Origin of the sequence: Saccharopolyspora gregorii (genome assembly GCF_024734405.1) — a bacterium.
Taxonomy (GTDB): domain Bacteria; phylum Actinomycetota; class Actinomycetes; order Mycobacteriales; family Pseudonocardiaceae; genus Saccharopolyspora_C; species Saccharopolyspora_C gregorii.
Window position 1 is genome coordinate 2,789,697 of the sequence record NZ_CP059556.1, and the last position, 22,983, is coordinate 2,812,679.

A 22,983-nucleotide genomic window follows, 5' to 3' on the forward strand; every position below is an offset into this window, starting at 1 on the left:
CCTTCGTCGTGCGTTCGCGTGCTCACACGTGGTCGCGGGGGATGGAGTGCCGCCAGTTCTTCGACAGCACCCGCTCGTCGTCCTCGTAGGCGTCGAGCTGGGCGTGCAGCTGGAACTCCTCCGGCGTGGAGGTGAGCACGGTGCGGGTCACGGTCCGCACGTCCCAGCCGTCGCGCCGGAAACCCATCCGCCACACGTTCTCGCCGCGCACCGAGTCGAAGTCGTCGCCGGTCCAGCTGTAGCGCTCCCACGCGTCGCGGGCCAGTTCGAGGTCGATGTCGTCGAGCCGGACCACGCCGAGGTCCTTGACGACCTCCAGCGCCGACTCGTAACCGACGAGGTCGCGGGACACCGTCCAGCGCTCCTCCCCGGGCGACAGCGGGGTGGAGGAGACCGGCGGCGCCCCTTCCGGTTCCTCGAACGGCCGCACCTCCGGTTCGTCGGCGCCGCCGCGCCGCCACGGCAGCAGCACGCTGCTGCGTCCGGTGTGGACGGTGAGCCGCACCGGGCGCGGCGGCGGCCAGGCCAGCGGCCAGTAGGACGTGGACAGCGAGATCCGCAGCCGGTGCCCGGGCGGGAATGCCTGCGCCACCCCGTTGAGCGCCACCGACACCCGGTACCGCCGCCCCGGCACCAGTTCCGCCGGTTCGTCGTGCGAATCGCGGTGGGTGAGGTTCAGCAGGCCGTAGGTGACGCGGGTCGCCGAACCGTCCGGCCGCACGTCGGAGAGCCGGGCGGCGAGCATCGCGACCGGTTCGCTCACCTCCACGTCCAGGTCCAGCACCGGTGCGCCGAGGAGTTCGGCGCGCTCGGTGAACTCGTCGGTGTCGAACACCAGCGAGCCGCCGTCCTCCTCCCGCTGGTCGTAGGGCAGGTCCGGGGGAGCGTTGTAGGAGCACCACTTCCCGGCGAACTGGCCCACCGACAGCGGTGACTGCACCACCAGCTCGGCCTCCTCCGGTTCCTCGCCGGGCAGCCCGACGTGGTGCGGGCGCAGCGCGTGCCGCGCCGGTTCCACCAGCGGCGACGGCCATTCCGGGTCGCCCACCCAGCGGCCGGGCCGTTCGGCGTAGGCGGTGGACGGCGGCACGCTGTCCTGCATCCAGGTGGTGAGCATCGGCCCGTCCATGACGTCGTTGTCGACGCCCTTGAGCCAGCGGTCCCACCAGCGCACCAGCTCCTGCAGGAAGCCGACGGCGGGGCCGGGCTGGCCCAGGTGCGGGTACTTGTGCGACCACGGGCCGATCAGCCCCTTGCGCGGGACGTCGAGGTTCTCCAGCGTGCGGAACACCGCGTTCGAGTACCCGTCGGCCCAGCCGCTGACCGCCAGCACCGGGCACCGCACCGAGGAGTAGTCCTCGCACACCGAGCCGTGCCGCCAGTAGTCGTCGCGGCGCTGGTGCTCCAGCCACTCCCGCAGCCACAGGCCGCTGCCCTCCAGCCGCTCGTGCCACATCTCCCGCCAGCGGTCCCCGACCAGCGCCGGGTCGGGCGGGCAGGAGTTGTAGGCGAACATCGTCGACGCCCAGGACAGGTTGTCGCTGAGCAGGCAACCGCCCATGTAGTGCACGTCGTCGGCGTAGCGGTCGTCGGTGAAGCACACCGCGGCGATCGCGCCGAGGCTCTCCGGCCCGCGCGCGGCCAGCTGCAGCGCGTTGAAACCGCCCCAGGAGATGCCCATCATCCCGGTGCGGCCGGTGCACCAGGGCTGCTTCGCGATCCACGCGAGCACGTCCTCGCCGTCGCGCAGCTCCTGCTCCAGGTACTCGTCGGTGAGCACGCCCTCGGACTCGCCGCTGCCGCGCAGGTCCACGCGCAGGCACGCGTAGCCGTGCCCGGCCAGGTACGGGTGGTGGATCGAGTCGCGCAGCGCGGTCAGGTCACGCTTGCGGTACGGGATGAACTCCAGCACGGCGGGGCACGGCTCGTCGTCGGAGGACACCGGCCGCCAGATCTTCGCGGCCAGCCGGGTCCCGTCCGGCAACGGGATCCACACGTGCTCCTCGGCGCGGACCTCGTGCGGGAGGTTCGTCACCGCCCTCATGCGGTTCCTCCTGTTCGGTCGATCTCGAAGGGCAGGTCGTGGACGCAGCGCTCGTACTCCTCCTGCAGCCGCTGCGGGTCGGCGGCACCGATGTAGAGGTGGGCCAGTTCGTAGCTGTAGCTGTCCTGGTCGGGCAGCTCGGACAGCCGGACGCCCTGCTCGGCCATCAGGTGCACCCGGACGCCGGGGTGTTCGCTCTCCACCGCGGCGACCTCCTCGGCGGTGGGGGCGCGGCGCACCACGCCGTCCTCGAACGTCCGGTAGAACCACTTGCCGGCGACCGCGTGCTCCCCGCGGCGGTGCGGGAAGTCCGGGTCCCGGCCGAGGCCGAGCTGCACCAGGATCTGGTGGTTCGGCGCACCGTCCACGTCCTCGAACAGCGGCGCGTGCGACTGGGAGTGCCGCGCGTTGATCTCCAGCAGGTGCACGGCGCCGGACTCCTCGTCCCAGAAGAACTCCACGTTGAACGGGACGTGGCGGAGCCCGATGTGCTCGATGACGCGCCTGGTGGCGTCGGTGATCCGCCGGATCACCTCCTCCGGCAGCGAGGACGGGTACTGGTAGCGCAGGAAGCTCGACGTGCCGGGGTACTGCACGGAGTCGATGACGCCGTGGACCCGCACCCCGTCGCCCGGGTCGTAGCCCTCCACGGTGACCTGCCGCCCGCTGACCGCCTCCTCCGCGACGCAGGAGCGCCCGCCCGCGTCGGCGATCTCGGCCGGGAGGTCGATGCGGGCCAGGACGTCCTCGAACGGCTTGCCGACCTTGTCGATGCCCTCCCGGATCTCGCCGAGCGCGGAGCGGAACTCCTCGTCGTCGGTGACGCGGTAGGCCATCTGCGAGGAGAAGGACTTCACCGGTTTGACCCACATCGGGTAGCGCACGTCCGCCGGGGGCGCGGTGTCCTCGTCGACGTCGACGAGGCCGAAGCGCGGCACCTCGTCGATGACCTCCGACTGCACCACCCGGCTCCAGTACTTGTGCTCGCACTGCACGACGGCACGCAGGTCGGCGCCGGGCAGGCCGCGCCGTGCGCACAACATCGGTACCAGCGAGCTGACCGGGAAGTCCCAGTAGCCGACGATCGCGTCCACCGGCCCGTCGAAGGCGTCCAGTTCGCGCTCGGCCTCCGCGAGCAGCGCGGGCAGGTCGATCTCGTCGACGTGCACGAGCCGGTCGACGTCCAGCAGCGGGTGCAACCGGCAGTCGGAGAGTGCGGGCAGGCCGCGCAACGTGTCCAGGTTGCGCTCGTCGAGACCGAGTACGAAGACGTGGGAGACCATGCTTTCCTCACCGTGCGGGGACTTCGCACCCGCCTACCCCGCGTGGTCCGCCCGCAATCATCGCGGGCGATCAGCGGTGATCGCCGGCACCAGCGGTGTGCGCGACCGGGCGGGCGGGTAGTCCTCGGCTCCGAGCGGACGCCGAGCGATCGGAGAGGCGATGCTGCAGCAGGTCCCGCGACGCGAACCCCCGCCCGCCGAAGAACCCGACGCCCCCGAGGTCCCGGACCCGCCGACCGCTCCCGCACCGGAACCACCCCGGGAGCCGGCGAAACCGGACGCGCCGGAGGCGCCCGCGAAACCCGAACTCCCCGACCCGCCGACCGGGTGAGCACCGGGGCCCGCTCGACGGTCGTGGTGATCACCCACGACCGCCGGGACGAACTGCTGCGGACGCTGGAGCACATGACGGCGCTGCCCGAACGGGCGCCGGTGATCGTCGTCGACAACGCCTCCGGCGACGGCAGCGCGGAAGCCGTCCGCGCTCGCTTCCCCGAGGTCACCGTGCTGGTGGAGCCGGTCAACGCCGGTGCGGTGGCGCGCAACCACGCGGTGCGGTGCGCGACCACCCCGTACGTGACGTTCTGCGACGACGACGTGCGCTGGCAGCCGGGGGCGATCCGCACCGCGGTCGACCTGCTGGACCGGCACCCGGACATCGGCGCGGTGATGGGCCGCTGCCTGGTGGAACCCGATCTCGTCGAGGATCCGCTGACCCCGGAGCTGCGCGACTCGCCGGTGCCCGCGCCGCCGTGGCTGCCGGGCACCGCGCTGCTGAGCGTGATGGCCGGGCTGACCACCGTGCGGGTGAGCGCGTTCCGCGCGGCGGGCGGCTTCTCGGAGCGGTTGTGGCTGGGCGGCGAGGAGGAGCTGCTGGCGATCGACCTGGTGCGCGCCGGTTGGTGGCTGTGCTGGGCCGAGGAGGTCGTGGTGCACCACCGCCCGTCCGGGCGCCGCGACTCGCGCGGGCGGCGCAGGCTCGGCATCCGCAACACCCTGCTGACGACCTGGGCGCGGCGACCGCTCGGGGCGGCGCTGCGGCGCAGCGCGAGCGTGCTGGCGGGCTGCCCGAAGGACCGGCACACGGTCGCGGCGGTCGGCGGGGTGCTGCGGGCGCTGCCGTGGCTGCTGCGGGAACGGCGGTGCGTCCCACCGGAGCTGGAAGCGCAGCTTCGGCTGCTGGAAGAACCGCAGCGCACCTCGGTGGCGCGCCGCTACGTCGGCTGAGCCGCCATCCCGCGAGCAGGGCTCAGTGGCCGAGCAGGCGGACGGCCGCTTCGACTCGACGAGGCAGCCGCTGCCGCCGGGCCAGCGCTTCCGGCAGGCGCCGCAGCGCGCCGGGCAGCGCCGCCCGCGCCACCGGGTCGCGCACCGCGTCGCGCAGCAACCGGGCCGACTCCGCGGTCGCCGTCCGAAGTGGACGGCGCAACCAGCTGATCAGCACCCCGTTCCGCCGCTCGGTGGCGTCCCGCCGGTGCGAGCTCTGCCGGTGCGGTGACGGGTGGTGGTGGGCGACGACCGACGCCACGAACGCCAAGTCCCAGCCCGCGGCGGCCAGGTCGTAGGACAGCAGCTTCTCCTCGCCGACGAAGAACAGCAGCGGGCTGAACCCGCCCACCGCCGCGAACGCCTCCCGGCGCACCACCGCCGAGCAGGCCGTGAACCCGAGCAGCGCCGGGCCGGGCACCGGGTGCGCGCCGCGCAGCGGGCTGCGCGCCATCTCGGCGACCACCGGGTCCGGCCGCTCTTCCGGGCCCACCAGGGTCGTGGCCGCCACCAGCGCCAGGTGCGGGTGCGCGTCGAGCACGTCCTCGGCGGTGGCCAGCGCGCCCGGCGCCCACCACGAGTCGTCGTCGCTGAACGCCACGTACGTCGTGTCCGCGTGCCGCACGCCGAAGTTCCGCGCCACCGCGCCCAGGTTGCGCGGCGAGGTCAGCACCCGGACGTCCGGGAACTCGCGGTGCACCGCGGGGGCCAGCGGCACCGCGGATCCGTTGTCCACCACGACGACCGGGGTGCGCGGGTGGGACCGCGCGTGCGCGCCGAGCGTGCGCAGCAGTTCCCGCTCCCGGTCCCGGGTGGCGATCACGATCGTCGTGTCCGTCGCGGTGCTCATCGGAGCGACCTCCGCCGCCGCGGCGGTGCGAGGGGAGCGGCACCGCGGCGCAGCGCGGCGGTGACGGCCCCGGTCAGCCCGGCCATCCGGTGCTCGTCGATCCGGTCGAAGGCGTACGAGCGGTCGCCGTAGAGGTCGAGCGTGGCGATCACCTCGTCGCCGAGCAGCAGCGGCGCGCACAGGAAGCTGTGCACGTGCAGGGTGCGCGCGCACAGCGCGAAATCCGGCCAGTGCGTGCGGATCTCGGTGGTGTTGGCGCGGGCGGTGCGGCCCCGCGCCGCCTCGACGCACGGCCCGCTGCCGAGCAGGAACTGCACCAGGTCCAGCTGGCGCGCCCGCCGATCGGTGCAGCACCGCAGGTCCGGCTCCCCGCCGGTCACGACCACGACCCCGGCGCTGGCCGCCTCGGGCGCGGCGGCGCGCAGCAGCGCCGAGCAGTCTCCGACGGCCGCCACCGCTCAGCTCCCGGCGCTCGGCGCGGGCACCGCCGGGGCGGCGGCCCGCAGCTCGGCCAGCACGGCGGTGATCCCCGCGCGCCGCGCACCGGTGGCGAGCTCGCCCGCGCGCCGCGCACCCCGCGCGGAGGTGCACCACGCCCACCGCGCGTCGAGCACGCCACTGCCGGCGAGCACCTCCTCGGCAGCGGCCACCGCGGGCCATCCCCAGGCGGTCGCCTGCGCCGCCACCTTCCCGCCGCCGCGCACCGGATCGACCGCCAACGCGGGCACCCCGGCGCCGAGCGCGAACACCAGGCCGTGCAACCGGGTCGTGACCACCACGTCGGTGCGCGCCACGAGCGCCGCGAACCGCTCCGGAGTCCCGCAGTGGTGCCACGAACCCGGATCCAGCCGGGTGTCCAGCTCGACCGGCGCGCACGCGACCCCGGCCACCCAGGACCGCAGCACCCGGTGCACGTCCTCGTGCCGACCGCGCCCGCCGTACTCCGGTTGGCCACCGGCGAGCACGATCCCCGCCACCGGGACCTCGGCACGCCCCACCTCCGCGGCCAGGTCGACCGCGGGCGCGCTGCCGGGCGCATCGCGCGGCAGCACCCGGTGGAAGCCGGTCACGGCGGGATCCGACCAGTCCAGCACGGACGCGCCCACCGCGATGCGCCGGGCGCGCGGGAACAGCCGGTGCACCTCGCGCACCTGCGCGCCGTGCAGCGGTCCGCACGCGAACACCACGACGTCGTAGTCCCGCCGCGCCGCCTCCGGCACGGTCAGCTCCCCGGGCCGGAAACCGGGGCTCCAGGCGACGTCGCAGCGGAACCCGGCCGAGGCGGCGGCACCGGCCACCGCCTCGGCGGCGGCGACATCACCCGCCGTCGCCTCCCCGTGCAGGAAGCTCGCCCAGCCGAGGACCAGGACCCGCATGCGCACTCCCTCCGGTTCGACCCCCACGTCGGCCTACCCGGTCGCGGGCGGCGCTACCCCCGGGTTTCGTCGCGGCGTGCGCGGGGGTACTCGGCTCATCAGGTCCGGGCTCATCGGGTCCGGGCTCACCCGGCCGGGGCTCACTGGGCTGGGGCTCACTGGGCTGGGGCTCACTGGGCTGGGGCTCACTGGCCCGGGGGCCAACCGGGTCGAGGACTCATCGGGCTCGGCGCACCGGCTCGGCGCGCACCGGGCCGGGAGCGAACCGGACCGGGATCGACCGGCCCGGGGAGGGGGAACCGTTGTCCCACAGGCACTTCCGCCGCGCGGTGGTCACCGGCGGCGCAGGATTCCTCGGCGCGCACCTGTGCCGATCGCTGGTGGAGACCGGCACCGACGTGCTGTGCGTGGACGACTTCAGCACCGGCGACCCGCGCAACGTCGCCGACCTCGCCGGATCCGACCGGTTCCGGGCGGTGCGCCACGACGTCACCGAGCCGCTGGAGATCCCCGGCCCGGTGGACCTGGTGGCGCACCTGGCCTCGCTCGCCTCACCGGAGCACTACCAGCGGCTCCCGGTCGAGACCATCCTCGTCGGCGGCAGCGGGTGCCGGAACGCGCTGGAACTGGCGGCGGCGAAGGGAGCGCGCTTCGTGCTCACCTCCACCAGCGAGGTCTACGGCGACCCGCGCGAGCACCCGCAGCGGGAGAGCTACTGGGGCAACGTCAACCCGATCGGCCCGCGCGCGGTGTACGACGAGGGCAAGCGCTACGCCGAGGCGTTGACGCTCGCGTTCGCGCGGCAGCGCGGCGTGGACGCCGGGATCGTGCGCCTGTTCAACACCTACGGGCCGGGCATGGCCGAGGACGACGGGCGCATGGTGCCGTCGTTCATCCGCAGCGCCCTGCGCGGCGATCCGCTGGTGGTCCTCGGTTCCGGCGAGCAGACCCGATCGCTGTGCTGGGTCGGCGACACCGTGCGCGGCATCCTCGACCTCGCGCGCCACGGCGGCACCGGCCCGATCAACATCGGCAACCCGGACGAGCGGACCGTCCTCGACGTCGCCGAGCTCGTCCGCGAGCTCACCGGAACCCGCTCGGCGATCGAGCACCGCACCGCCGCCACCGACGACCCGGCGCGCCGCTGCCCGGACATCGCACTGGCCGCGACGCTGCTGGGCTGGACCCCGCGCGTCGAGCTGCGCACCGGCCTGCGGTGGGCCGTCGACGGGCTCGCCGCGGAGTGGGGGCTGCCGCTGCCCGCCGCCGGCCGCAGCGCGGTCGGCCGGTGACGCGGCCGTCGACGGGACCGCCCGGTGACCGGGTGCGGCCGGCCGGTTTGGCCGCGCCCCGGCGGGGAAACCCCGCGCGGCGGACGGTTCCACGACCACGACCGGAGGAAGTTCGGCGATGGTGAGCTGGCAGAGCAGGCTGACGATCGGCAAGTACCGGCTGACCCGGCGCAAGCGCGTGTTCGCCGACCCGGCACTGCTGCGCCGCAGCGCCGAGAGCCACGAATCCGAGCACGCCCAGCTGCCCGCGTCGTTCCGCGACCGGTTCGAGGTCACCGAGCTCGACGTGGACGGCCACTCCTGCTGCACGATCGCCCCGCCGGAACCGCGCAGCCCGCGGCACGTGCTGTACCTGCACGGCGGCGCCTACGTGCACCAGATCGAGGGCGCCCACTGGGACTTCATCGATCGCCTGATCGCCCGCACCGGCGCGACGGTGTCGGTGCCGATCTACCCGCTCGCACCGGCGTACCGGTACTCGGAGACCCTGCCGATGGTGTGGTCGTCGTTCCAGCGCACCACCGCCACCGCCGCGCCGGAGGACCAGGTGGTGATGGGTGATTCGGCAGGCGGCGCGCTGAGCCTGCACCTCGCGCGGCGCTGCGCCGAGCTCGGTCTCCCCCAACCCGGTCGCCTCGTGCTCATCTCGCCGTGGCTGGACATCGCGGTGAGCCACCCGTCGATGCCCGCGCTCGACCGGCAGGACCCGTACCTGGCCATCGCCGGGCTGCGCGAGGCCGGGCTGCTCTACGCGGGAGATCTCGACCCGCACGACCCGCGGGTGAGCCCGCTGTACGGGCGGCTCCGCGGTCTGGCGCCGATGCGGGTGCTCAGCGGCACCCGGGACGTGCTGCTGTCCGACGCGCGGCGGCTGGACTCCCTCGCTCGCGCGAACGGCGCCGCGATCGACTACGAGGAGTACGAGGGCATGTTCCACGGCTGGATCCTGCAACGGCTTCCGGAGGCCCGGCACGCCCTCGACCGGACCGTGGACTTCCTGCGCGACGGGGCGGCGAACTCCCGCTGAGCCCGGCCTCGCGCCTGGCCGGGCCGCCACGCCGCGGATCCGGAACGCGGTATTTCCGCTCTGTGCGGGGAAAAACGGCGGCGCCGGGCCGGAGGCCGCGGTTTGGGAGAGCCGCTTCGCTGGGTAGCGATGTGGTGCGGGTCCTTCGACTTCTGGAGGAACGCGGCAGGAATCCTTCCGAAGTCCCGGAGGTCCGATCGTGCGCGTCCTCGGCATCAACGCGGTCTTCCACGACCCGTCCGCCGCGCTCGTGGTGGACGGGGAAGTCGTGGCGGCGGCGGAGGAGGAGCGCTTCTCCCGCCGCAAGCACGGGAAGGAACCGGTGCCGTTCGCGGCCTGGGAACAGCCGGTGCGGGCCGCCGCCTGGTGCTTGCGGCACGCGGGCCTCGAACCCGGTGAGCTCGACGCGGTCGCGTGCTCCTACGACCCGTCGCTGGTCGACCGGGACGCGCCGGACACCTACCCGGCCTGGGAATGGCTGCGCACGACCTACGCCGAGCACGCGCCCCGGTTCCTCGCGACGGCGCTGCCCGGGCTGCCGCCCGAGCGGGTGCGGTTCGTGCCGCACCACGTGGCGCACGCCGCGTCCGCCGGACTCGCCGCGCCGTGGCCGGACTGCGCGGTGCTCACCGTCGACGGCAGGGGCGAGAGCACGTCGATGCTCGCCGGGCACTACCGCGGCGGTCGGCTGGAAGTGCTGGCGCAGCAACGACTTCCGCACTCGCTCGGCCTGATGTACGAGGACCTGACCGAACACCTCGGGTTCCGCCGCTCCAGCGACGAGTACAAGGTGATGGCGCTGGCCGCCTACGCCGAACCCGAGTTCCTCCCCGAACTCACCGAGCGGATCCGTTGCGGCGGCGGAGGTTTCGAGGTCGACCCCGTCGACTGGAACCACTGGGCGCCGCGCCGCGCACCGGGGGCCGAACTGTCCGAAGTGCACGCGAAGCTCGCCGCCAGCGCGCAGGCCCGCGTCGAGGAGGTGCTGCTGGACCTGGCGAACTGGCTGGGGGAGCGGACCGGTGCCGACGCCCTCGCGCTCGCCGGCGGGGTGGCGCTGAACTGCGTGGCGAACACCCGGATCGCCGCCGACGGACCGTTCGAGCACGTGTGGGTGCAGCCCGCCGCCGGGGACGCGGGCACCGCGCTCGGCGCCGCGCTGCACGTCGCCGCCGAACGCGGACCGGTCGCGCCGATGGGCGGCGCCGACCTCGGCCGCGGCTTCACCGACGCCGAACTGCAGACCTGCCTGGAGGCGGCGCGGCTGCCGTACGAGAAGCCCGACGACGTCGGGGCCGAAGTCGCCGCCGCGGTGGCGCGCAACGAGGTCGTCGCCTGGTTCCAGGGGCGGTCGGAGTTCGGGCCGCGCGCGCTGGGCCACCGCTCGCTGCTGGCGCACCCGGGCCACGCGGACAACCTCGAACGGCTCAACGAGATCAAGGGGCGCGAGCAGTTCCGGCCGGTCGCCCCGATGGTCCGGGCCGAACGGGCCGGGGAGCTGTTCGCCCGCGGGCCGATCCCCAGCCCGCACATGCTGTTCGTGCACGACGTCGTCGAGCGCTGGCGGGATCGCATCCCGGCCGTGGTGCACGTGGACGGCACCGCGCGGATCCAGACCGTCGACGGCGACCGGGAACCGCTGCTCGCGCGGATGCTGAGCGCGTTCGAGGCCGAGACCGGGCTGCCGGTGGTGGTCAACACCAGCTTCAACACGGCGGGCCGCCCGATGGTGGACGGCCCGGTGGACGCGCTGGAGTGCTTCGGTTCCTCGCCGATCGACGTGCTCGCGCTCGGCCCGTTCGTGGTGCACCGCGGGAGGTGGGCGCGATGAGCGAGGCGGTGTACTCCGTGGTCGTCCCCACCGTGGGGCGGCCGAGCCTGCGCACCCTGCTGCACGCGTTGGAAGCCGCCGACGGCGTCCCACCGCGGGAGATCGTCGTCGTCGACGACCGCGCGAACCCCGCGCCACCGCTGGCGCAGGGCGTGGGTGCCACCCCGCTGCGGGTCGTCCGCACCGGCGGCCGGGGGCCGGCCGGGGCCCGCAACGCGGGATGGCGGGCGACCGGCACCGAATGGGTGGTGTTCCTGGACGACGACGTCGTGCCGGACGAGGACTGGAAGCGGCGGTTGCAGCACGACCTCGCCGCGCTGCCCCCGGAGGTCGCGGCCTCGCAGGCGCGCATCGAGGTCCCGCTCCCGCGGGACCGGCGGCCGACGGACTGGGAGCGCAACGTCGCGGGGCTCGCCGGGGCGTGGTGGATCACCGCGGACATGGCCTACCGCCGGGACGCGCTGGTGCGCTCCGGCGGATTCGACGAGGACTTCCCGCGCGCCTACCGGGAGGACGCCGATCTGGCGCTGCGGGTGCGCGCCACCGGCAGGCGGCTGGTCGCCGGGAGCCGCATCACCCGCCACCCGGTCCCGCCCGCCGGGTTCACCGCCAGCGTGCGGGCGCAGCGCGGCAACGCCGACGACGTGCTGATGCGGCGCAAGCACGGGCGCGGCTGGCGCACCAGGATCGGTGAAGGACCCGGCAGGTTGCCCGCGCACCTGCTGACCACGGGCGCCGCGGTGCTGGCGCTGCTCACCGCCAAGCACCCGCTGCCGAGCCGCACCGCCGCCGCCGTCTGGGCGCTGGCGACCGCCGAGTTCGCGCTGCGGCGCATCCTCCCCGGGCCGCGCACCGCGGCGGAGATCACCCGCATGGTGGTGACGAGCGCGCTGATCCCGCCGGTCGCGGTCCGGCACCGCGTCCGCGGCGAGCTGGCGCGGTCGCGTCCCCGGCGGAGCACGCCCGCCGCGGTGCTGTTCGACCGCGACGACACCCTCATCCGGGACGTGCCGTACAACGGCGAACCCGCGCTGGTCGAACCGGTGGCCGGGGCGGAGGCGGCGCTGCGGCGGCTGCGCGAGCGGGGGCTGCGGATCGGCGTGATCAGCAACCAGTCCGGCATCGCCCGGGGCCTGCTGGACGAGGCGCAGGTCGCCGCCGTCAACGACGCGGTGGAGCGGCGCCTCGGCCCGTTCGGCACCTGGCAGGTGTGCCCGCACGACGACGCGGCGCGCTGCGCCTGCCGCAAACCGGAGCCGGGCATGGTCGAAGAAGCCGCCGCGGCGATCGACGTGGCGCCCGCGGACTGCGTCGTCGTCGGTGACACGGGAGCCGACGTGGAAGCGGCGCTCGCCGCCGGGGCCCGCGCCATCCTGGTGCCGACCGCGCGCACCCTGCCCGCCGAGATCCGCTCCGCCCACCGGCGCGCCGAGGTCGCCGCCACCCTCGGCGAGGCCGTGGACCGGCTCCTGGGGGCCGCGCGATGAGCGCCCCCGTCCTGCTCGTGCGCTCCGACAACGTCGGTGACGTGCTGCTGGCCGGACCCGCGGTGCGGGCCGTGGCCGCGCACGAACGGGAGGTCGTGCTGCTCGCCGGGCCGCGCGGCCGGGCCGGCGCCGAACTGCTGCCCGGCGTGGACCGGGTGGTCGAGTGGTGCGTCCCGTGGATCGACCCGGAGCCCGGCGCGGTCGACCCGGCGCAGGTGCGGCGGTTCGTCGAGCTGATCGGTTCCATCGGTCCGCGCGCCGCGCTCGTGTTCACCTCCTTCCACCAGTCGGCGCTGCCGCTGGCGCTGCTGCTGCGGATGGCGGGCGTCGGCTGGATCGGCGCGATCAGCGAGGACTACCCGGGTTCGCTGCTGGACCTGCGCCACCGCGTCGAGGGCGATCCGCCGGAGTCCGAGCGGGCCCTGTCGCTGGCGCGGGCCGCCGGGTACGCGCCGCCGCCCGGCGACGACGGCGGGCTCGCGGTGCGGCGGCCGCTGCCAGACGTGTCCGGGCTGGTGGGCGAACCGGGCTACGTCGTGCTGCACCCCGGCGCGACCGCGCCCGCGCGGCAGTGGCCCACCGAGCACTGCGCCGCCGCCGTGCGCGCGCTGGCCGCCGCCGGGCACCGGGTCGTGGTGACCGGGGCGCCGCAGGAGAAGGCCCGCACCGCGCTGGTGGCGGGCGAGGACGGGCTGGACCTGGGCGGTCGCACCGACCTCGCCGGGCTGGGCGCGGTGCTGGACGGCGCCGACGTCGTCGTCGCGCCCAACACCGGGCCCGCGCACCTGGCGGCCGCGGTCGGCACGCCGGTGGTGTCCCTGTTCGCGCCCGTGGTGCCCGCCGAGCGCTGGGCGCCGCACGGGGTGCCGGTGGAGCTGCTCGGCGACCAGGGCGCGCCGTGCCGCGGCACCCGGGCCCGGGACTGCCCGGTGCCCGGGCACCCCTGCCTGTCCGGGGTCGGCCCCGACGAGGTGCTGCGGGCTGTGGAGCGGTTGCGGGGGGCGGTGCGGTGCGAATCCTGATCTGGCACGTGCACGGCGCGTGGACCACGTCGTTCGTGCAGGGCGACCACACCTACCTGGTGCCGGTGACGCCGCGGCGGGACGCCGACGGCCGCGGCCGCGCGCGGACCTACCGGTGGCCGGAGCGGGCCGTCGAGGTCGCCCCGGAGCAGCTGCGCACCGCCGAGGTCGACGTGGTGGTGCTGCAACGGCCCCGCGACCTGGAGCTCACCGAGCGGTGGCTCGGGCGCAAGCCCGGCGTGGACGTCCCGGCGGTGTACGTGGAGCACGACACCCCGCGCGGCGCCCCCGTCGACTCCGCGCACCCGGTGGCCGGGCGCGCGGACATCCCGCTCGTGCACGTCACCCACTTCAACTCGGTGTTCTGGAACAACGGCCGCGCACCCACCACCGTCATCGAGCACGGCGTCGTCGACCCCGGACCCCGCTACACCGGCGAGGAACCGCGGGCGGGCGTCGTCGTCAACGACCCGGTGCGGCGGGCCCGGATCACCGGGGCCGACCTGCTGCCGCGGTTCGCGGCGGCCGCACCGCTCGACGTGTTCGGCATGCGCGTCACCGAGCTCCCCGGACACCTGGGCCTGGACCCGGAGCGCGTGCGCGCGCACGAGGACCCGCCGCAGCGGGAGATGCACCGCGCGCTGGCCCGCCGCCGCCTCTACCTGCACCCGTACCGGTGGACGTCGCTCGGGCTGGCGCTGGTCGAAGCGATGCACCTCGGCATGCCGGTCGTCGCGCTGGCCACCACCGAGGCGGTCGAGGCGGTCCCGGCCGACGCCGGGGTGCTGTCCACCGATCCGGGGGCGCTCGTGGTCGCGGTGCGGGCGTTGCTCGCGGACGCGGACCTGGCGCGCGAGATGGGCGGGGCCGCCCGCCGCGCGGCGCTCCGCCGCTACCCGCTCAGCCGGTTCCTGGCCGACTGGGACGTGCTCCTCAAGGAGGTGACGGCATGAGGTTCGACCTGGTCTCCGAGCACGCGAGCCCGCTGGCCGCGCTCGGCGGCGCCGACGCGGGCGGGCAGAACGTGCAGGTGGCGGCGCTCGCCGCGGAACTGGGGCGCCGCGGCCACGAGGTCGTGGTGCACACCAGGCGGGACTCCCCGGAGCTGCCGCCGAACGTGCGCGCCGCCGCCGGGGTGACCGTCGCGCACGTGGACGCCGGCCCGCCCCGCCCGCTGCCGAAGGACGAACTCCTGCCGCACATGGCCGAGTTCGGCGACCGTCTCGCCGCCCGCTGGGCGGTGCGGCCACCGGACCTGGTGCACGCGCACTTCTGGATGAGCGGGGTGGCGGCGCACCGCGGTGCCGCCGGGCTCGACGTCCCGGTGCTGCAGACCTTCCACGCGCTGGGCCGGGTCAAGCGCGCCCACCAGGGTGCCGAGGACACCAGCCCCCCGGAGCGGGAGGCCGTCGAGGCCCGGCTCGCCCGGGACGCGGACCTGGTGCTGGCGACCTGCTCGGACGAGGTCCGCGAGCTGGTGGCGATGGGCGCACCGCGGCACCGCCTGCGGGTGGTGCCCTGCGGCATCGACCTGGACGTGTTCGCCCCCGGCCCGCGGCCGGAGCGCGGCGGACGCCCCCGCGTCCTCAGCATCGGCCGCCTGGTGGAGCGCAAGGGCGTGGACACCGCGATCCGCGCGCTCGCCGAGATCCCCGACGCCGAGCTCGTCGTCGTCGGCGGGCCGGGCGCCGCCGAGTGGGACGCCGACCCGGAGGTGGCGCGGCTGCGCGACGTCGCCGCGCGGCACGGGGTGCGCGACCGGGTCCGCTTCGCCGGTCAGGTGCCGCACGACGAGACGCCGGACTGGTACCGCTCGGCGGACGTGGTGGTGAGCGTCCCCTGGTACGAGCCGTTCGGGACGGTGCCGCTGGAGGCGATGGCCTGCGGCACGCCGATCGTGGTCACCTCGGTCGGCGGGCACCTGGACACCGTGGTGCAGGACGGCACCGGCCTGTTCGTCCCACCGCGCGACCACCACGGGCTGGCGCGCGAGCTGCGGTCCCTGCTCGCCGACCGGGGTCGCCGGGACCGGCTCGGCGCGGCCGGTGCGGCGCGGGTCCGGGAACGCTACGGCTGGGCGGGCCTCGCCGACGAGGTGGAGACCGCCTATCGGGGAGCGGTGCGCCGCCGGACGCCGCTGCCCGCGCGGACGGGAGGCGCGCGATGATCGAACGGCACTTCGCGGACCTGGCCGACGCCGCTGCGCGCACCAGCGCCTCGGCGGCCACGATCGAGCAGTGGGGGCGGCGGCTCGCCGACGTCCTCGGCTCCGGCGGCAGGCTGCTCGCCTGCGGGAACGGGGGCAGCGCCGCCGAGGCCCAGCACCTCACCGGCGAGTTCGTGGGCCGGTTCCTGCACGACCGCAGGCCGTACTCGGCGATCTCGCTGCACGCCGAGACCTCCGCGCTCACCGCCGTGCTCAACGACTACGGCGAGCAGGAGATGTTCGCCCGCGGGGTCCGGGCGCACGGCCGCCGCGGTGACGTGCTCATCGCGCTGTCCACCAGCGGCCGCAGCCAGAACGTGCTGGCCGCGGTCAAGAGCGCGCACGAGATCGGCATGACCACCTGGGCGTTGACCGGGCCCGCGCCGAACACGCTCGCCGCGATCTGCGACGGGGCCGTGGCGGTGGAGTCGCCGAGCACCGCCACCGTGCAGGAGCTGCACCTGGCCCTGGTCCACGCGCTGTGCTCGGTGTTCGACGAGGTGACCGGGGTGACCGCGGGAGGAGGGCGTTGACCGTGCGGCGAGGACCTCTGGTGGTGGTCGGCGACGTGCTGCTGGACGTCGACGTGCACGGCAGCGCTCGGCGCACCTGCCCGGACGCGTCCGCGCCGGTCGTCGACGTGGCGAGCCGCGAGCGGCGTCCGGGCGGTGCCGGGCTGGCGGCCTCGATCGCCGCCCGCGCGAACGCGGAGGTCGTGCTGGTCACCGGCGTCGGCGGGCAGGCGGGTGCGGACGTGGTGCGGCTGCTGGGGGACCGGGTGCGGCTGGCCGGTCTGCCGTTCTCCGGGGAGACCCCGGGCAAGACCCGCATCCGCTCCGGCGGGCGGACGTTGCTGCGCGCCGATTCCGGCGACGGGCGGGTCCTGGACGGGCCGCTGGACCCGGAGCTGCCGGGGCTGCTCCGCTCCGCGGGCGCGGTGCTGGTCTCCGACTACGGGCGCGGTGCCACCGCGAACCCGTTCCTGCGGCGGGCGCTGCGGCAGCTGCCCGCGGACGTCCCGCTGGTGTGGGACCCGCACCCGCGCGGTGGCGTGCCGGTCGGCCGCGCCGACCTCGTCGTACCGGACCTTGCCGAGGCCGTCGCGTTCACCGGCGGGTCCGATGTGGACGATCCCGCGCTGCTCGCCCGCGCCCTGCTGCGGCGGTGGGGGTGCGGCGGGGTCGCGGTCACGCTCGGCGCCGCCGGAGCGGTGGTGGTGCCGCAGGCGGTCACCGGCCGGATCCCGGTGCAGCCGGCCCCGCCCGGCGCGGACGCGTGCGGCTCGGGGGACTGCTTCGCGGTGATCACCGCGCTCGCCCTCGCCGACGGGGCCGATCCGGTGGAGGCGGTGACCGAGGGGGTGCGGCGGGCCGGCCGGTTCGTCGCCTCCGGCGGTGCCGCGCAGCTGTCGGAACCGGAACCGCGTCCCGGCAACGGCGGCACCGGCACCGCGTTCGAGGTGGCGGAGCGGGTGCGGCGCGACGGCGGGCGGCTCGTCGTCACCGGCGGCTGCTTCGACCTGCTGCACCCGGGGCACGTGCGGCTGCTGGAACGCGCGCGGGAGCTCGGCGACGCGCTGGTGGTCTGCCTCAACTCGGACGACTCGGTGCGGCGGATCAAAGGGGCGCACCGCCCGCTGGTCGGCCACGCCGACCGCAAACGGCTGCTGGAGGCGCTCGAATCGGTCACCGCGGTCGTCGTGTTCGACGAGAGCTCGCCGTGCGCGCTGCTGGAACGGCTGCGGCCCGACGTGTGGGTCAAGGGCGACGACTACGACGTGGCGACGCTGCCCGAAGCCGAGGTGGTGCACCGCCACGGCGGGCGCACGGTCCTGGTGCCGCAGATCGCCGGGTATTCGACGAGCCGGCTGCTGACCTCGCTGCGGTCGGCCGGGTGAACGACGGGAGGAGTATCGATGGAACCGGTGGGGAACGTGCTCATCACCGGTGGGGCGTCCGGCTTGGGCGCCGCCACCGCGCAGGAGGTCCGCGACCAGGGCGGCACGCCGCTCGTGCTCGACCGCGTCGAGCCGGAGCTGGACGTCCCGCACGTCCGGGCCGACCTCGCCGACCGGGCGGCGACCGAGCGGGCCGTGCACCGGCTGGTGGAACTCGCCGGGGGCCGCCTGGACGGGGTGTTCACCGCCGCGGGCATCGACTCGTGCGGCGCGCTGGACGCGGTGCCCGCCGCGGAGTGGGAGCGCGTCGTCCAGGTCAACCTGCTGGGCACGGTCGCGGTGGTGCGCTGCGCGCTGCCGCACCTGAAGGAGAGCGCGGGCCGGGTGGTCACCTGCTCGTCGACGCTCGGGCTCAAGGCGGTGCCGGACGCGACGGCGTACTGCGCCTCGAAGTTCGGCGTTCTCGGGTTCTCGCGGGCGTTGGCCGCGGAGACCGCGGGCGCGGTCGGGGTCACCACGCTGGTGCCGGGCGGGATGCACACCTCGTTCTTCGACGGACGCGACGAGCAGTACAAGCCGCCGCCGGACGCGAAGCTTAACCGGCCGGAGGACGTGGCCCGCACCGTGCTGTTCGCGCTGCGCCAACCGGCCGGCTGCGAGGTGCGGGAGCTGGTGGTGTGCTCCTCGGAGGAGGGCTCGTGGCCGTGACGGGGACCGCGCTGGTGCTGCGCGCGCTGGGGCTCGGCGACCTGCTCACCGCCGCCCCCGCGCTGCGCGCGCTGCGCCGGGCCCACCCCGGCCACCACCTGGTGCTGGCCGCACCGCGCTGGCTGGCCGGGCTGGCGCACCGCACCGGAGCCGTCGACGAGGTGCACCCGACCGGTTCCCCGGAGGCGTTCAGCTGGGACCGGCCGCCGCCGGACCTCGCGGTGAACCTGCACGGCCGCGGGCCGGGGAGCATCGACGCGCTGCTGTCCAGCGGAGCCCGCCGGGTGCTGACCCACCGGCACCGCGCGCACCCGGAACTGGACGGCCCCCGCTGGCTGGACGAGCAGCACGAGGTGCACCGGTGGTGCCGGCTGCTGCGCCACGGCGGTGTGCCCGCCGACCCGGACGACCTGCTGCTACCGGTCCCCGGCGGGGCGCGGCGCGACGTCGTGCTCGTGCACCCCGGGGCCTCCCACGGCGCCCGCCGCTGGCCGCCGGAGCGGTTCGCGGCGGTCGCGGGCGAACTGGCCGGACGGGTGCCGGAAGTGCTGATCACCGGCAGCGGGGCGGAGCGGTCGCTGGCGCTGGAGGTCGCCCGCCGCGCCGGGCTCCCGGACTCCGCGGCCGTCGCCGGGCGGACCGACCTGCTCGAACTGGCCGCGCTGGTGGGCCGCGCCCGGCTCGTGGTGTGCGGCGACACCGGGATGGCGCACCTGGCCACCGCGTCCGGCACGCCCTCGGTGGTGCTGTTCGGCCCGGTCCCGCCGCGCCGCTGGGGCCCGCCCGAGCAGGGGCCGCACACGGCGCTGTGGGCCGGGACGACGGGGGACACGTTCGCGGAGCAGCCCGACCCCGGCCTGCTCCGGATCCCGGTGGGCGAGGTGCTGGCGGCCGCGGACGCGCGCCTGGCTCCCGCTCCCGTCGCGGAGGCCGGCCGATGAGCGCCCGCGTCCTGCTGGCGGGCGGCGGCGCGCCGGCCGCAGCCACCGCCGACGCCCTGACCGCCCTCGGCCACCACGTCACCGGCCCGTTCGACGCGGACCCGCCGCCGGACGGACCGGCACCGGACCTCGGAGTGGTGTGCGGCGCCCGGGCGGGCGTCGACGTGCTGCGGCGGCGCCTGCCGCGCGGCGCGGTCGTGCTGAACTGCTGCGCCCCGCCGTGGGAATCGACCGCCCGGCTGGCGTCCCGGCTGGGCCGGGCGGACCTGCTCGCCGTGAGCAACCCGCACCGCGCCGACGAGTCGGCCGCCGAGTTCCTGCACCCGGAGCTGGTGGTGCTCGGCGCCGCCACCGCGGCCGCGGCCGATGTGGCCGACGAGCTGTACCGGGGCGTGGCCGCGCCGCGGTTGCGCACCGACGCGGCCACCGCGGACCTGCTGCCGCAGGCGGTGGACGGGTACCTCGCGGTCCGGCGGGCCTTCACCGACGAGCTCACCGCGCTCTGCTCGGCGCTCGGCGCCGACATCGGCAGCGTCGCGGAGGCGTTGTCCTACGACGCCCGCACCGGCCGGGCGCCCTTGACGCCCGCGGTGGACGACGGCGCTGCGCTCGCCGAGCGCGCGTACCGCCGCCCGGCGAGCTGAGCGGGGCGGGAACCGTTGCGCGGCAAGCGGATCCTCGTCGTCGGCACCGGTTACGTCGGGCTGACCACCGGCGCGTGCCTGGCCTCGCTGGGGCACCGCGTGGTGTGCAGCGACGTGGACGCGGCGAAGGTCGAGCGGTCCTCCCGCGGGGAGATCGACCTGCTCGAACCCGGCCTGGCCGACCTGGTGCGCGACGGGGTCGCCGCGGGCCGGCTGGAGTTCGCCGTCGGTTCGGCGCGCGCGGCCGCCCGGTCCGAGGTGGTGTTCCTGTGCGTGCCCACCCCGATGGGCGCGGGCGGCGCCGCCGACCTGCGCGCGGTCGAGGCGGTGGTCGCGGAGATCGGCGACCGGGTGCCGCGCGGCGGGCTGCTGGTGGCGAAGTCGACGGTCCCGGTGGGCACCTCGGCGCGGCTGGCCCGGCTGCTCGGCCGGGACGACGTGGGGGTGGTCAGCAACCCCGAGTTCCTCCGCGAGGGGTCCGCGGTGCGCGACTTCCTGCACCCGGACCGGATCGTGATCGGCTCCGACGACCCGGCCGCCGTGGAGCGGGTCGCCGCGCTGTACGCGGCGGTGGACGCACCGGTGGTGCGCACCGGCGCCGCGAGCGCGGAACTCGTCAAGTACGCGGCGAACTGCTTCTTGGCGACGAGGCTGTCCTACGTGAACGCGCTCGCCGCCCGGTGCGAGCGCGCCGGCGCGGACATCGCCGACCTCACCGCGGCGATGGGGCGGGACCACCGCATCGGCCCGGAGTTCCTGCGCCCAGGGCCGGGATGGGGCGGGTCCTGCCTGCCGAAGGACGCGGCGGCGCTGCTGCGGGTCGCGGAGGCCGCCGGCACCGGTTTTCCCGCGCTGCGCGCGGCGATCGACTCCAACGCGCGGCAGCGGGCGCGCATGGTGCGCAAGGTGGCCGCCGCGTGCGGGTCCGGACCGGCGCGGTCGCTGCGGGGGGTGCGGCTGGGGCTGCTCGGGCTCACGTTCAAGGCGGGCACGAACGACCTGCGGGACTCGCCGGCCCTGGCGGTGGCGCGGGCGCTGGCCGCCGAGGGCGCCGACCTCACCGCCTGCGACCCGGCGCTGCGGCCCGGCTCGGCCGGGGTCGGCGCGGACGTGCGGCTGGTCGCCGACCCGTACCGGGCCGCGGCGGGCGCGGCGGGGCTGGTGCTGCTCACCGAATGGCCCGAGTTCCGCTCGCTCGACTGGCGGCGGCTCGCGGCATCGCTGGCGCGCCCGGTGGTCGTCGACACCCGGGACCACCTCGACCCGGCGGTGCTGCGGCGGGCGGGGCTGCGCTGGCGCGGGGTGGGGCGTCCGCCGGTGGACCCGGACTGAACGCGGGCCGCGTGGGTCCGGGCTGAGCGCGGGCCGCGCGGAGCCGGCTGAACGCGGGCCGGGCGGGTCTGGATTGAACGCGGGCCACGCGGAGCCGGCTGAACGCGGGCCGCGCGGAAGCCGGCTGAGGCGCACCGCAGTCGAACACGCCCCGTGCTCAATTCTCCCCGCCAACGTCCCGTTTCACCCTTTTGAGCAGGGAATTCGGGAGAGCGCGAACACAAATGGTGCCGATCTCGGGAGCCGCCTCGTCACGGTGGAGCGCGGTCCAGGTGCCTGCTCACCCCCGGTGACGTCGAGCCCCTGGCCGGAGTTGACCCCCGATCGGCCCGAGGACTGGATCGTGCGCTCTGCACTGACGACGATGTTCCAAGCGCTGCGCCACCGCAACTACCGCCGCTGGGCGACCGCCGACTTCGTGTCGGTCACCGGTGCGTGGATGCAGAACCTCGGCCTGAACTGGCTGGTGCTGACCAAGACCGGGTCGGCGAGCCTGCTCGGGCTGTCCCTGCTGTTCCAGGCCGTTCCGGCGCTGCTGCTGGGCCCGTGGGCAGGCACCGTCGCCGACCGCTGGCCCGCGCGCCGCGTCCTGGTGGTCACCCAGTCGCTGCACGTGCTGCTGGCGCTGGCGCTGGCGGGCGCGGCGATGTGGGACGCGCCGCTGGCGGTGATCTACGGCAGCGCCGTGCTCACCGGGCTGGTCACCGTGTTCGACGGTCCGGCGCTGGGGCGCTTCGGTTCCCAGCTGGTGCCGCGCGACACCTTGGGCAACGCGCTCGGCCTCGGCTCGATCCTGAGCTCCGGCGGCCGGATCCTCGGCATGAGCCTGGCGGGCGCGCTGGTAGCGTTCACGGGGGAACCGATGCTGTTCGTGCTCAACGCGGCGAGCTTCGCCGGGGTGATCGCGGTGATCTGCCTCGTGCGCGAGGACGAGATGTTCTCGCTCGCGGAGAGCCCGCCGGAGCGCAGCGGCGTCAAGGAGGGCGCCCGCTACGTGCTCGGCAGCGGACCGCTGCTGGTGCTGTTCGCGCTGACCTTCGTGCTCTCCAGCCTGGGCCGGAACTACCAGGTCACGATGGCGGCGATGAGCGAAGGACCGCTCGGCGCCGGGCCCGTCGGCTACAGCGTGCTGTCCGTGGTGTTCGCGGTGGGCACGGTCATCGGCGGTTTCCTGGCCGCCTCCCGGCAGGAGCTGACGCTGCGGCTGCTGCTGGTCATGGCGGTGGCGACGAGCGTGCTGCAGGCGGTGGCGGGTTCCGCGTCGAACCTGGTGGTGTTCGCGCTGGTGCTGCTGCCGATCGCGGCTGGCGCGGTGGTGATCGACACCGCGGCCAGCACCCGCATGCAGCTGGACTCCGCGGAGGAGATGCGCGGGCGCGTCCTCGCCGCCAAGGGCATGGTGACCGCGGCCTCCGGCGCCGTCGGCGGACCGGTGCTGGGCTGGCTGTCCGAGCACTCCGGGCCCGGGCGGGCGCTGGAGGTCGCCGGGCTGGCGACCGTCGCGGCCACCGCCCTGGCCTGGTCCCGGTTCGCGAAGATGCGCGAGCGCCGCGAGCTGCCCGCCCACGTCAAGTGGGTGCGGCTGGCGGACGTGCGCACCGAGGACCCCGCCCCCGGGCGCACCCCCGAACCGGCGGCGGGCACCGGTCCGCCCCGCGGGCCCCGGAACCAGCGGCCGGTGCACCGGCGCATCGCGGGTGGCCTACGGGCGGGCGGCCGACGGGCGCGGACCGGCTCCGCGGAACCGGCGGTCCCGGCGGCCGCCGAGCGCTGAGGC

Annotated in this window: 21 protein-coding genes; 16 read left to right on the forward strand and 5 right to left on the reverse strand. The window is 75.8% G+C overall.

Going from position 1 to position 22,983, the window contains the following annotated elements:
• Window positions 1–22 precede the first annotated feature (22 nt).
• Window positions 23–2,044, reverse strand: a complete 2,022-nt coding sequence (locus H1226_RS11975; RefSeq protein ID WP_258349069.1) for a CocE/NonD family hydrolase — start codon at window positions 2,042–2,044, stop codon at window positions 23–25.
• Window positions 2,041–3,327 (reverse strand): ATP-grasp domain-containing protein, encoded by a 1,287-nt coding sequence (locus H1226_RS11980; RefSeq protein ID WP_258349070.1) that lies wholly within the window; start codon window positions 3,325–3,327, stop codon window positions 2,041–2,043. Before H1226_RS11980 ends, H1226_RS11975 begins: the two co-directional genes overlap by 4 nt.
• Window positions 3,328–3,487: 160 nt before the next feature.
• Here H1226_RS11980 and H1226_RS11985 point away from each other — a divergent pair, with 160 nt between their 5' ends.
• Together H1226_RS11985 and H1226_RS11990 are read left to right on the forward strand one after the other, a co-directional pair.
• Window positions 3,488–3,658 (forward strand): hypothetical protein, encoded by a 171-nt coding sequence (locus tag H1226_RS11985; RefSeq protein WP_258349071.1) that lies wholly within the window; start codon window positions 3,488–3,490, stop codon window positions 3,656–3,658.
• On the forward strand, window positions 3,655–4,554 hold the full coding sequence (locus H1226_RS11990) for a glycosyltransferase (RefSeq protein ID WP_258349072.1): 900 nt from the start codon (window positions 3,655–3,657) through the stop codon (window positions 4,552–4,554). The genes H1226_RS11985 and H1226_RS11990 overlap by 4 nt, the downstream gene beginning before the upstream one ends.
• 22 nt (window positions 4,555–4,576) lie before the next feature.
• On the opposite strand, the gene H1226_RS11995 is transcribed toward H1226_RS11990, so the two are convergent.
• The 3 genes from H1226_RS11995 to H1226_RS12005 are packed head-to-tail and all read right to left on the reverse strand — an operon-like array spanning window position 4,577 to window position 6,819.
• Complete coding sequence (locus tag H1226_RS11995) at window positions 4,577–5,443, reverse strand: glycosyltransferase family 2 protein (protein ID WP_258349073.1); 867 nt, start codon at window positions 5,441–5,443, stop codon at window positions 4,577–4,579.
• Window positions 5,440–5,898, reverse strand: coding sequence for a GAF domain-containing protein (locus H1226_RS12000; RefSeq protein ID WP_258349074.1), 459 nt, complete (start codon window positions 5,896–5,898; stop codon window positions 5,440–5,442). Before H1226_RS12000 ends, H1226_RS11995 begins: the two co-directional genes overlap by 4 nt.
• A gap of 3 nt (window positions 5,899–5,901) precedes the next feature.
• Complete coding sequence (locus tag H1226_RS12005; protein ID WP_258349075.1) at window positions 5,902–6,819, reverse strand: polysaccharide pyruvyl transferase family protein; 918 nt, start codon at window positions 6,817–6,819, stop codon at window positions 5,902–5,904.
• Between the two features lie 302 nt (window positions 6,820–7,121).
• Here H1226_RS12005 and H1226_RS12010 point away from each other — a divergent pair, with 302 nt between their 5' ends.
• The 14 genes from H1226_RS12010 (at window position 7,122) to H1226_RS12075 (ending at window position 22,980) form a co-directional block, all read left to right on the forward strand.
• Window positions 7,122–8,111, forward strand: a complete 990-nt coding sequence (locus H1226_RS12010; protein WP_258349076.1) for an NAD-dependent epimerase/dehydratase family protein — start codon at window positions 7,122–7,124, stop codon at window positions 8,109–8,111.
• A gap of 118 nt (window positions 8,112–8,229) precedes the next feature.
• Window positions 8,230–9,138, forward strand: a complete 909-nt coding sequence (locus tag H1226_RS12015; protein WP_258349077.1) for an alpha/beta hydrolase — start codon at window positions 8,230–8,232, stop codon at window positions 9,136–9,138.
• Window positions 9,139–9,337: 199 nt separating this feature from the next.
• Window positions 9,338–10,969: a carbamoyltransferase family protein gene (locus H1226_RS12020; protein ID WP_258349078.1), complete on the forward strand. Its 1,632-nt coding sequence runs from the start codon at window positions 9,338–9,340 to the stop codon at window positions 10,967–10,969.
• Window positions 10,966–12,456 carry an HAD-IIIA family hydrolase gene (locus H1226_RS12025; RefSeq protein WP_258349079.1) on the forward strand — a complete coding sequence of 497 codons (1,491 nt, stop codon included), beginning with the start codon at window positions 10,966–10,968 and terminating at the stop codon, window positions 12,454–12,456. The genes H1226_RS12020 and H1226_RS12025 overlap by 4 nt, the downstream gene beginning before the upstream one ends.
• Window positions 12,453–13,478 (forward strand): glycosyltransferase family 9 protein, encoded by a 1,026-nt coding sequence (locus tag H1226_RS12030; RefSeq protein WP_224956784.1) that lies wholly within the window; start codon window positions 12,453–12,455, stop codon window positions 13,476–13,478. The genes H1226_RS12025 and H1226_RS12030 overlap by 4 nt, the downstream gene beginning before the upstream one ends.
• The gene (locus H1226_RS12035) at window positions 13,466–14,431 is read left to right on the forward strand and encodes a glycosyltransferase (RefSeq protein ID WP_258349080.1); all 966 of its coding nucleotides are present in this window, start codon (window positions 13,466–13,468) and stop codon (window positions 14,429–14,431) included. Before H1226_RS12030 ends, H1226_RS12035 begins: the two co-directional genes overlap by 13 nt.
• Window positions 14,428–15,645: a glycosyltransferase gene (locus H1226_RS12040; RefSeq protein WP_258349081.1), complete on the forward strand. Its 1,218-nt coding sequence runs from the start codon at window positions 14,428–14,430 to the stop codon at window positions 15,643–15,645. Before H1226_RS12035 ends, H1226_RS12040 begins: the two co-directional genes overlap by 4 nt.
• On the forward strand, window positions 15,642–16,217 hold the full coding sequence (locus H1226_RS12045; RefSeq protein ID WP_225043989.1) for a D-sedoheptulose-7-phosphate isomerase: 576 nt from the start codon (window positions 15,642–15,644) through the stop codon (window positions 16,215–16,217). The genes H1226_RS12040 and H1226_RS12045 overlap by 4 nt, the downstream gene beginning before the upstream one ends.
• A gap of 2 nt (window positions 16,218–16,219) precedes the next feature.
• Window positions 16,220–17,581: a PfkB family carbohydrate kinase gene (locus tag H1226_RS12050; RefSeq protein WP_224956780.1), complete on the forward strand. Its 1,362-nt coding sequence runs from the start codon at window positions 16,220–16,222 to the stop codon at window positions 17,579–17,581.
• A gap of 18 nt (window positions 17,582–17,599) precedes the next feature.
• On the forward strand, window positions 17,600–18,289 hold the full coding sequence (locus tag H1226_RS12055; RefSeq protein ID WP_224956779.1) for an SDR family oxidoreductase: 690 nt from the start codon (window positions 17,600–17,602) through the stop codon (window positions 18,287–18,289).
• Window positions 18,286–19,230: a glycosyltransferase family 9 protein gene (locus H1226_RS12060; protein WP_258349398.1), complete on the forward strand. Its 945-nt coding sequence runs from the start codon at window positions 18,286–18,288 to the stop codon at window positions 19,228–19,230. Before H1226_RS12055 ends, H1226_RS12060 begins: the two co-directional genes overlap by 4 nt.
• Window positions 19,227–19,874 carry a UDP-glucose 6-dehydrogenase gene (locus tag H1226_RS12065; protein WP_258349082.1) on the forward strand — a complete coding sequence of 216 codons (648 nt, stop codon included), beginning with the start codon at window positions 19,227–19,229 and terminating at the stop codon, window positions 19,872–19,874. Before H1226_RS12060 ends, H1226_RS12065 begins: the two co-directional genes overlap by 4 nt.
• A 15-nt stretch (window positions 19,875–19,889) precedes the next feature.
• Window positions 19,890–21,206 carry a UDP-glucose dehydrogenase family protein gene (locus H1226_RS12070; RefSeq protein WP_258349083.1) on the forward strand — a complete coding sequence of 439 codons (1,317 nt, stop codon included), beginning with the start codon at window positions 19,890–19,892 and terminating at the stop codon, window positions 21,204–21,206.
• Window positions 21,207–21,549: 343 nt separating this feature from the next.
• Complete coding sequence (locus H1226_RS12075; protein WP_258349084.1) at window positions 21,550–22,980, forward strand: MFS transporter; 1,431 nt, start codon at window positions 21,550–21,552, stop codon at window positions 22,978–22,980.
• Window positions 22,981–22,983 lie beyond the last annotated feature (3 nt).

Excerpts from the sequence above, each read along its gene's own strand:
- H1226_RS11975 (WP_258349069.1), bottom strand. The coding sequence starts at position 2,044 with ATGAGGGCGGTGACGAACCTCCCGCACGAGGTCCGCGCCGAGGAGCAC.
- H1226_RS11980 (WP_258349070.1), bottom strand. The coding sequence starts at position 3,327 with ATGGTCTCCCACGTCTTCGTACTCGGTCTCGACGAGCGCAACCTGGAC.
- H1226_RS11985 (WP_258349071.1), top strand. The coding sequence starts at position 3,488 with ATGCTGCAGCAGGTCCCGCGACGCGAACCCCCGCCCGCCGAAGAACCC.
- H1226_RS11995 (WP_258349073.1), bottom strand. The coding sequence starts at position 5,443 with ATGAGCACCGCGACGGACACGACGATCGTGATCGCCACCCGGGACCGG.
- H1226_RS12005 (WP_258349075.1), bottom strand. The coding sequence starts at position 6,819 with ATGCGGGTCCTGGTCCTCGGCTGGGCGAGCTTCCTGCACGGGGAGGCG.
- H1226_RS12015 (WP_258349077.1), top strand. The coding sequence starts at position 8,230 with ATGGTGAGCTGGCAGAGCAGGCTGACGATCGGCAAGTACCGGCTGACC.
- H1226_RS12025 (WP_258349079.1), top strand. The coding sequence starts at position 10,966 with ATGAGCGAGGCGGTGTACTCCGTGGTCGTCCCCACCGTGGGGCGGCCG.
- H1226_RS12030 (WP_224956784.1), top strand. The coding sequence starts at position 12,453 with ATGAGCGCCCCCGTCCTGCTCGTGCGCTCCGACAACGTCGGTGACGTG.
- H1226_RS12040 (WP_258349081.1), top strand. The coding sequence starts at position 14,428 with ATGAGGTTCGACCTGGTCTCCGAGCACGCGAGCCCGCTGGCCGCGCTC.
- H1226_RS12045 (WP_225043989.1), top strand. The coding sequence starts at position 15,642 with ATGATCGAACGGCACTTCGCGGACCTGGCCGACGCCGCTGCGCGCACC.
- H1226_RS12055 (WP_224956779.1), top strand. The coding sequence starts at position 17,600 with ATGGAACCGGTGGGGAACGTGCTCATCACCGGTGGGGCGTCCGGCTTG.
- H1226_RS12065 (WP_258349082.1), top strand. The coding sequence starts at position 19,227 with ATGAGCGCCCGCGTCCTGCTGGCGGGCGGCGGCGCGCCGGCCGCAGCC.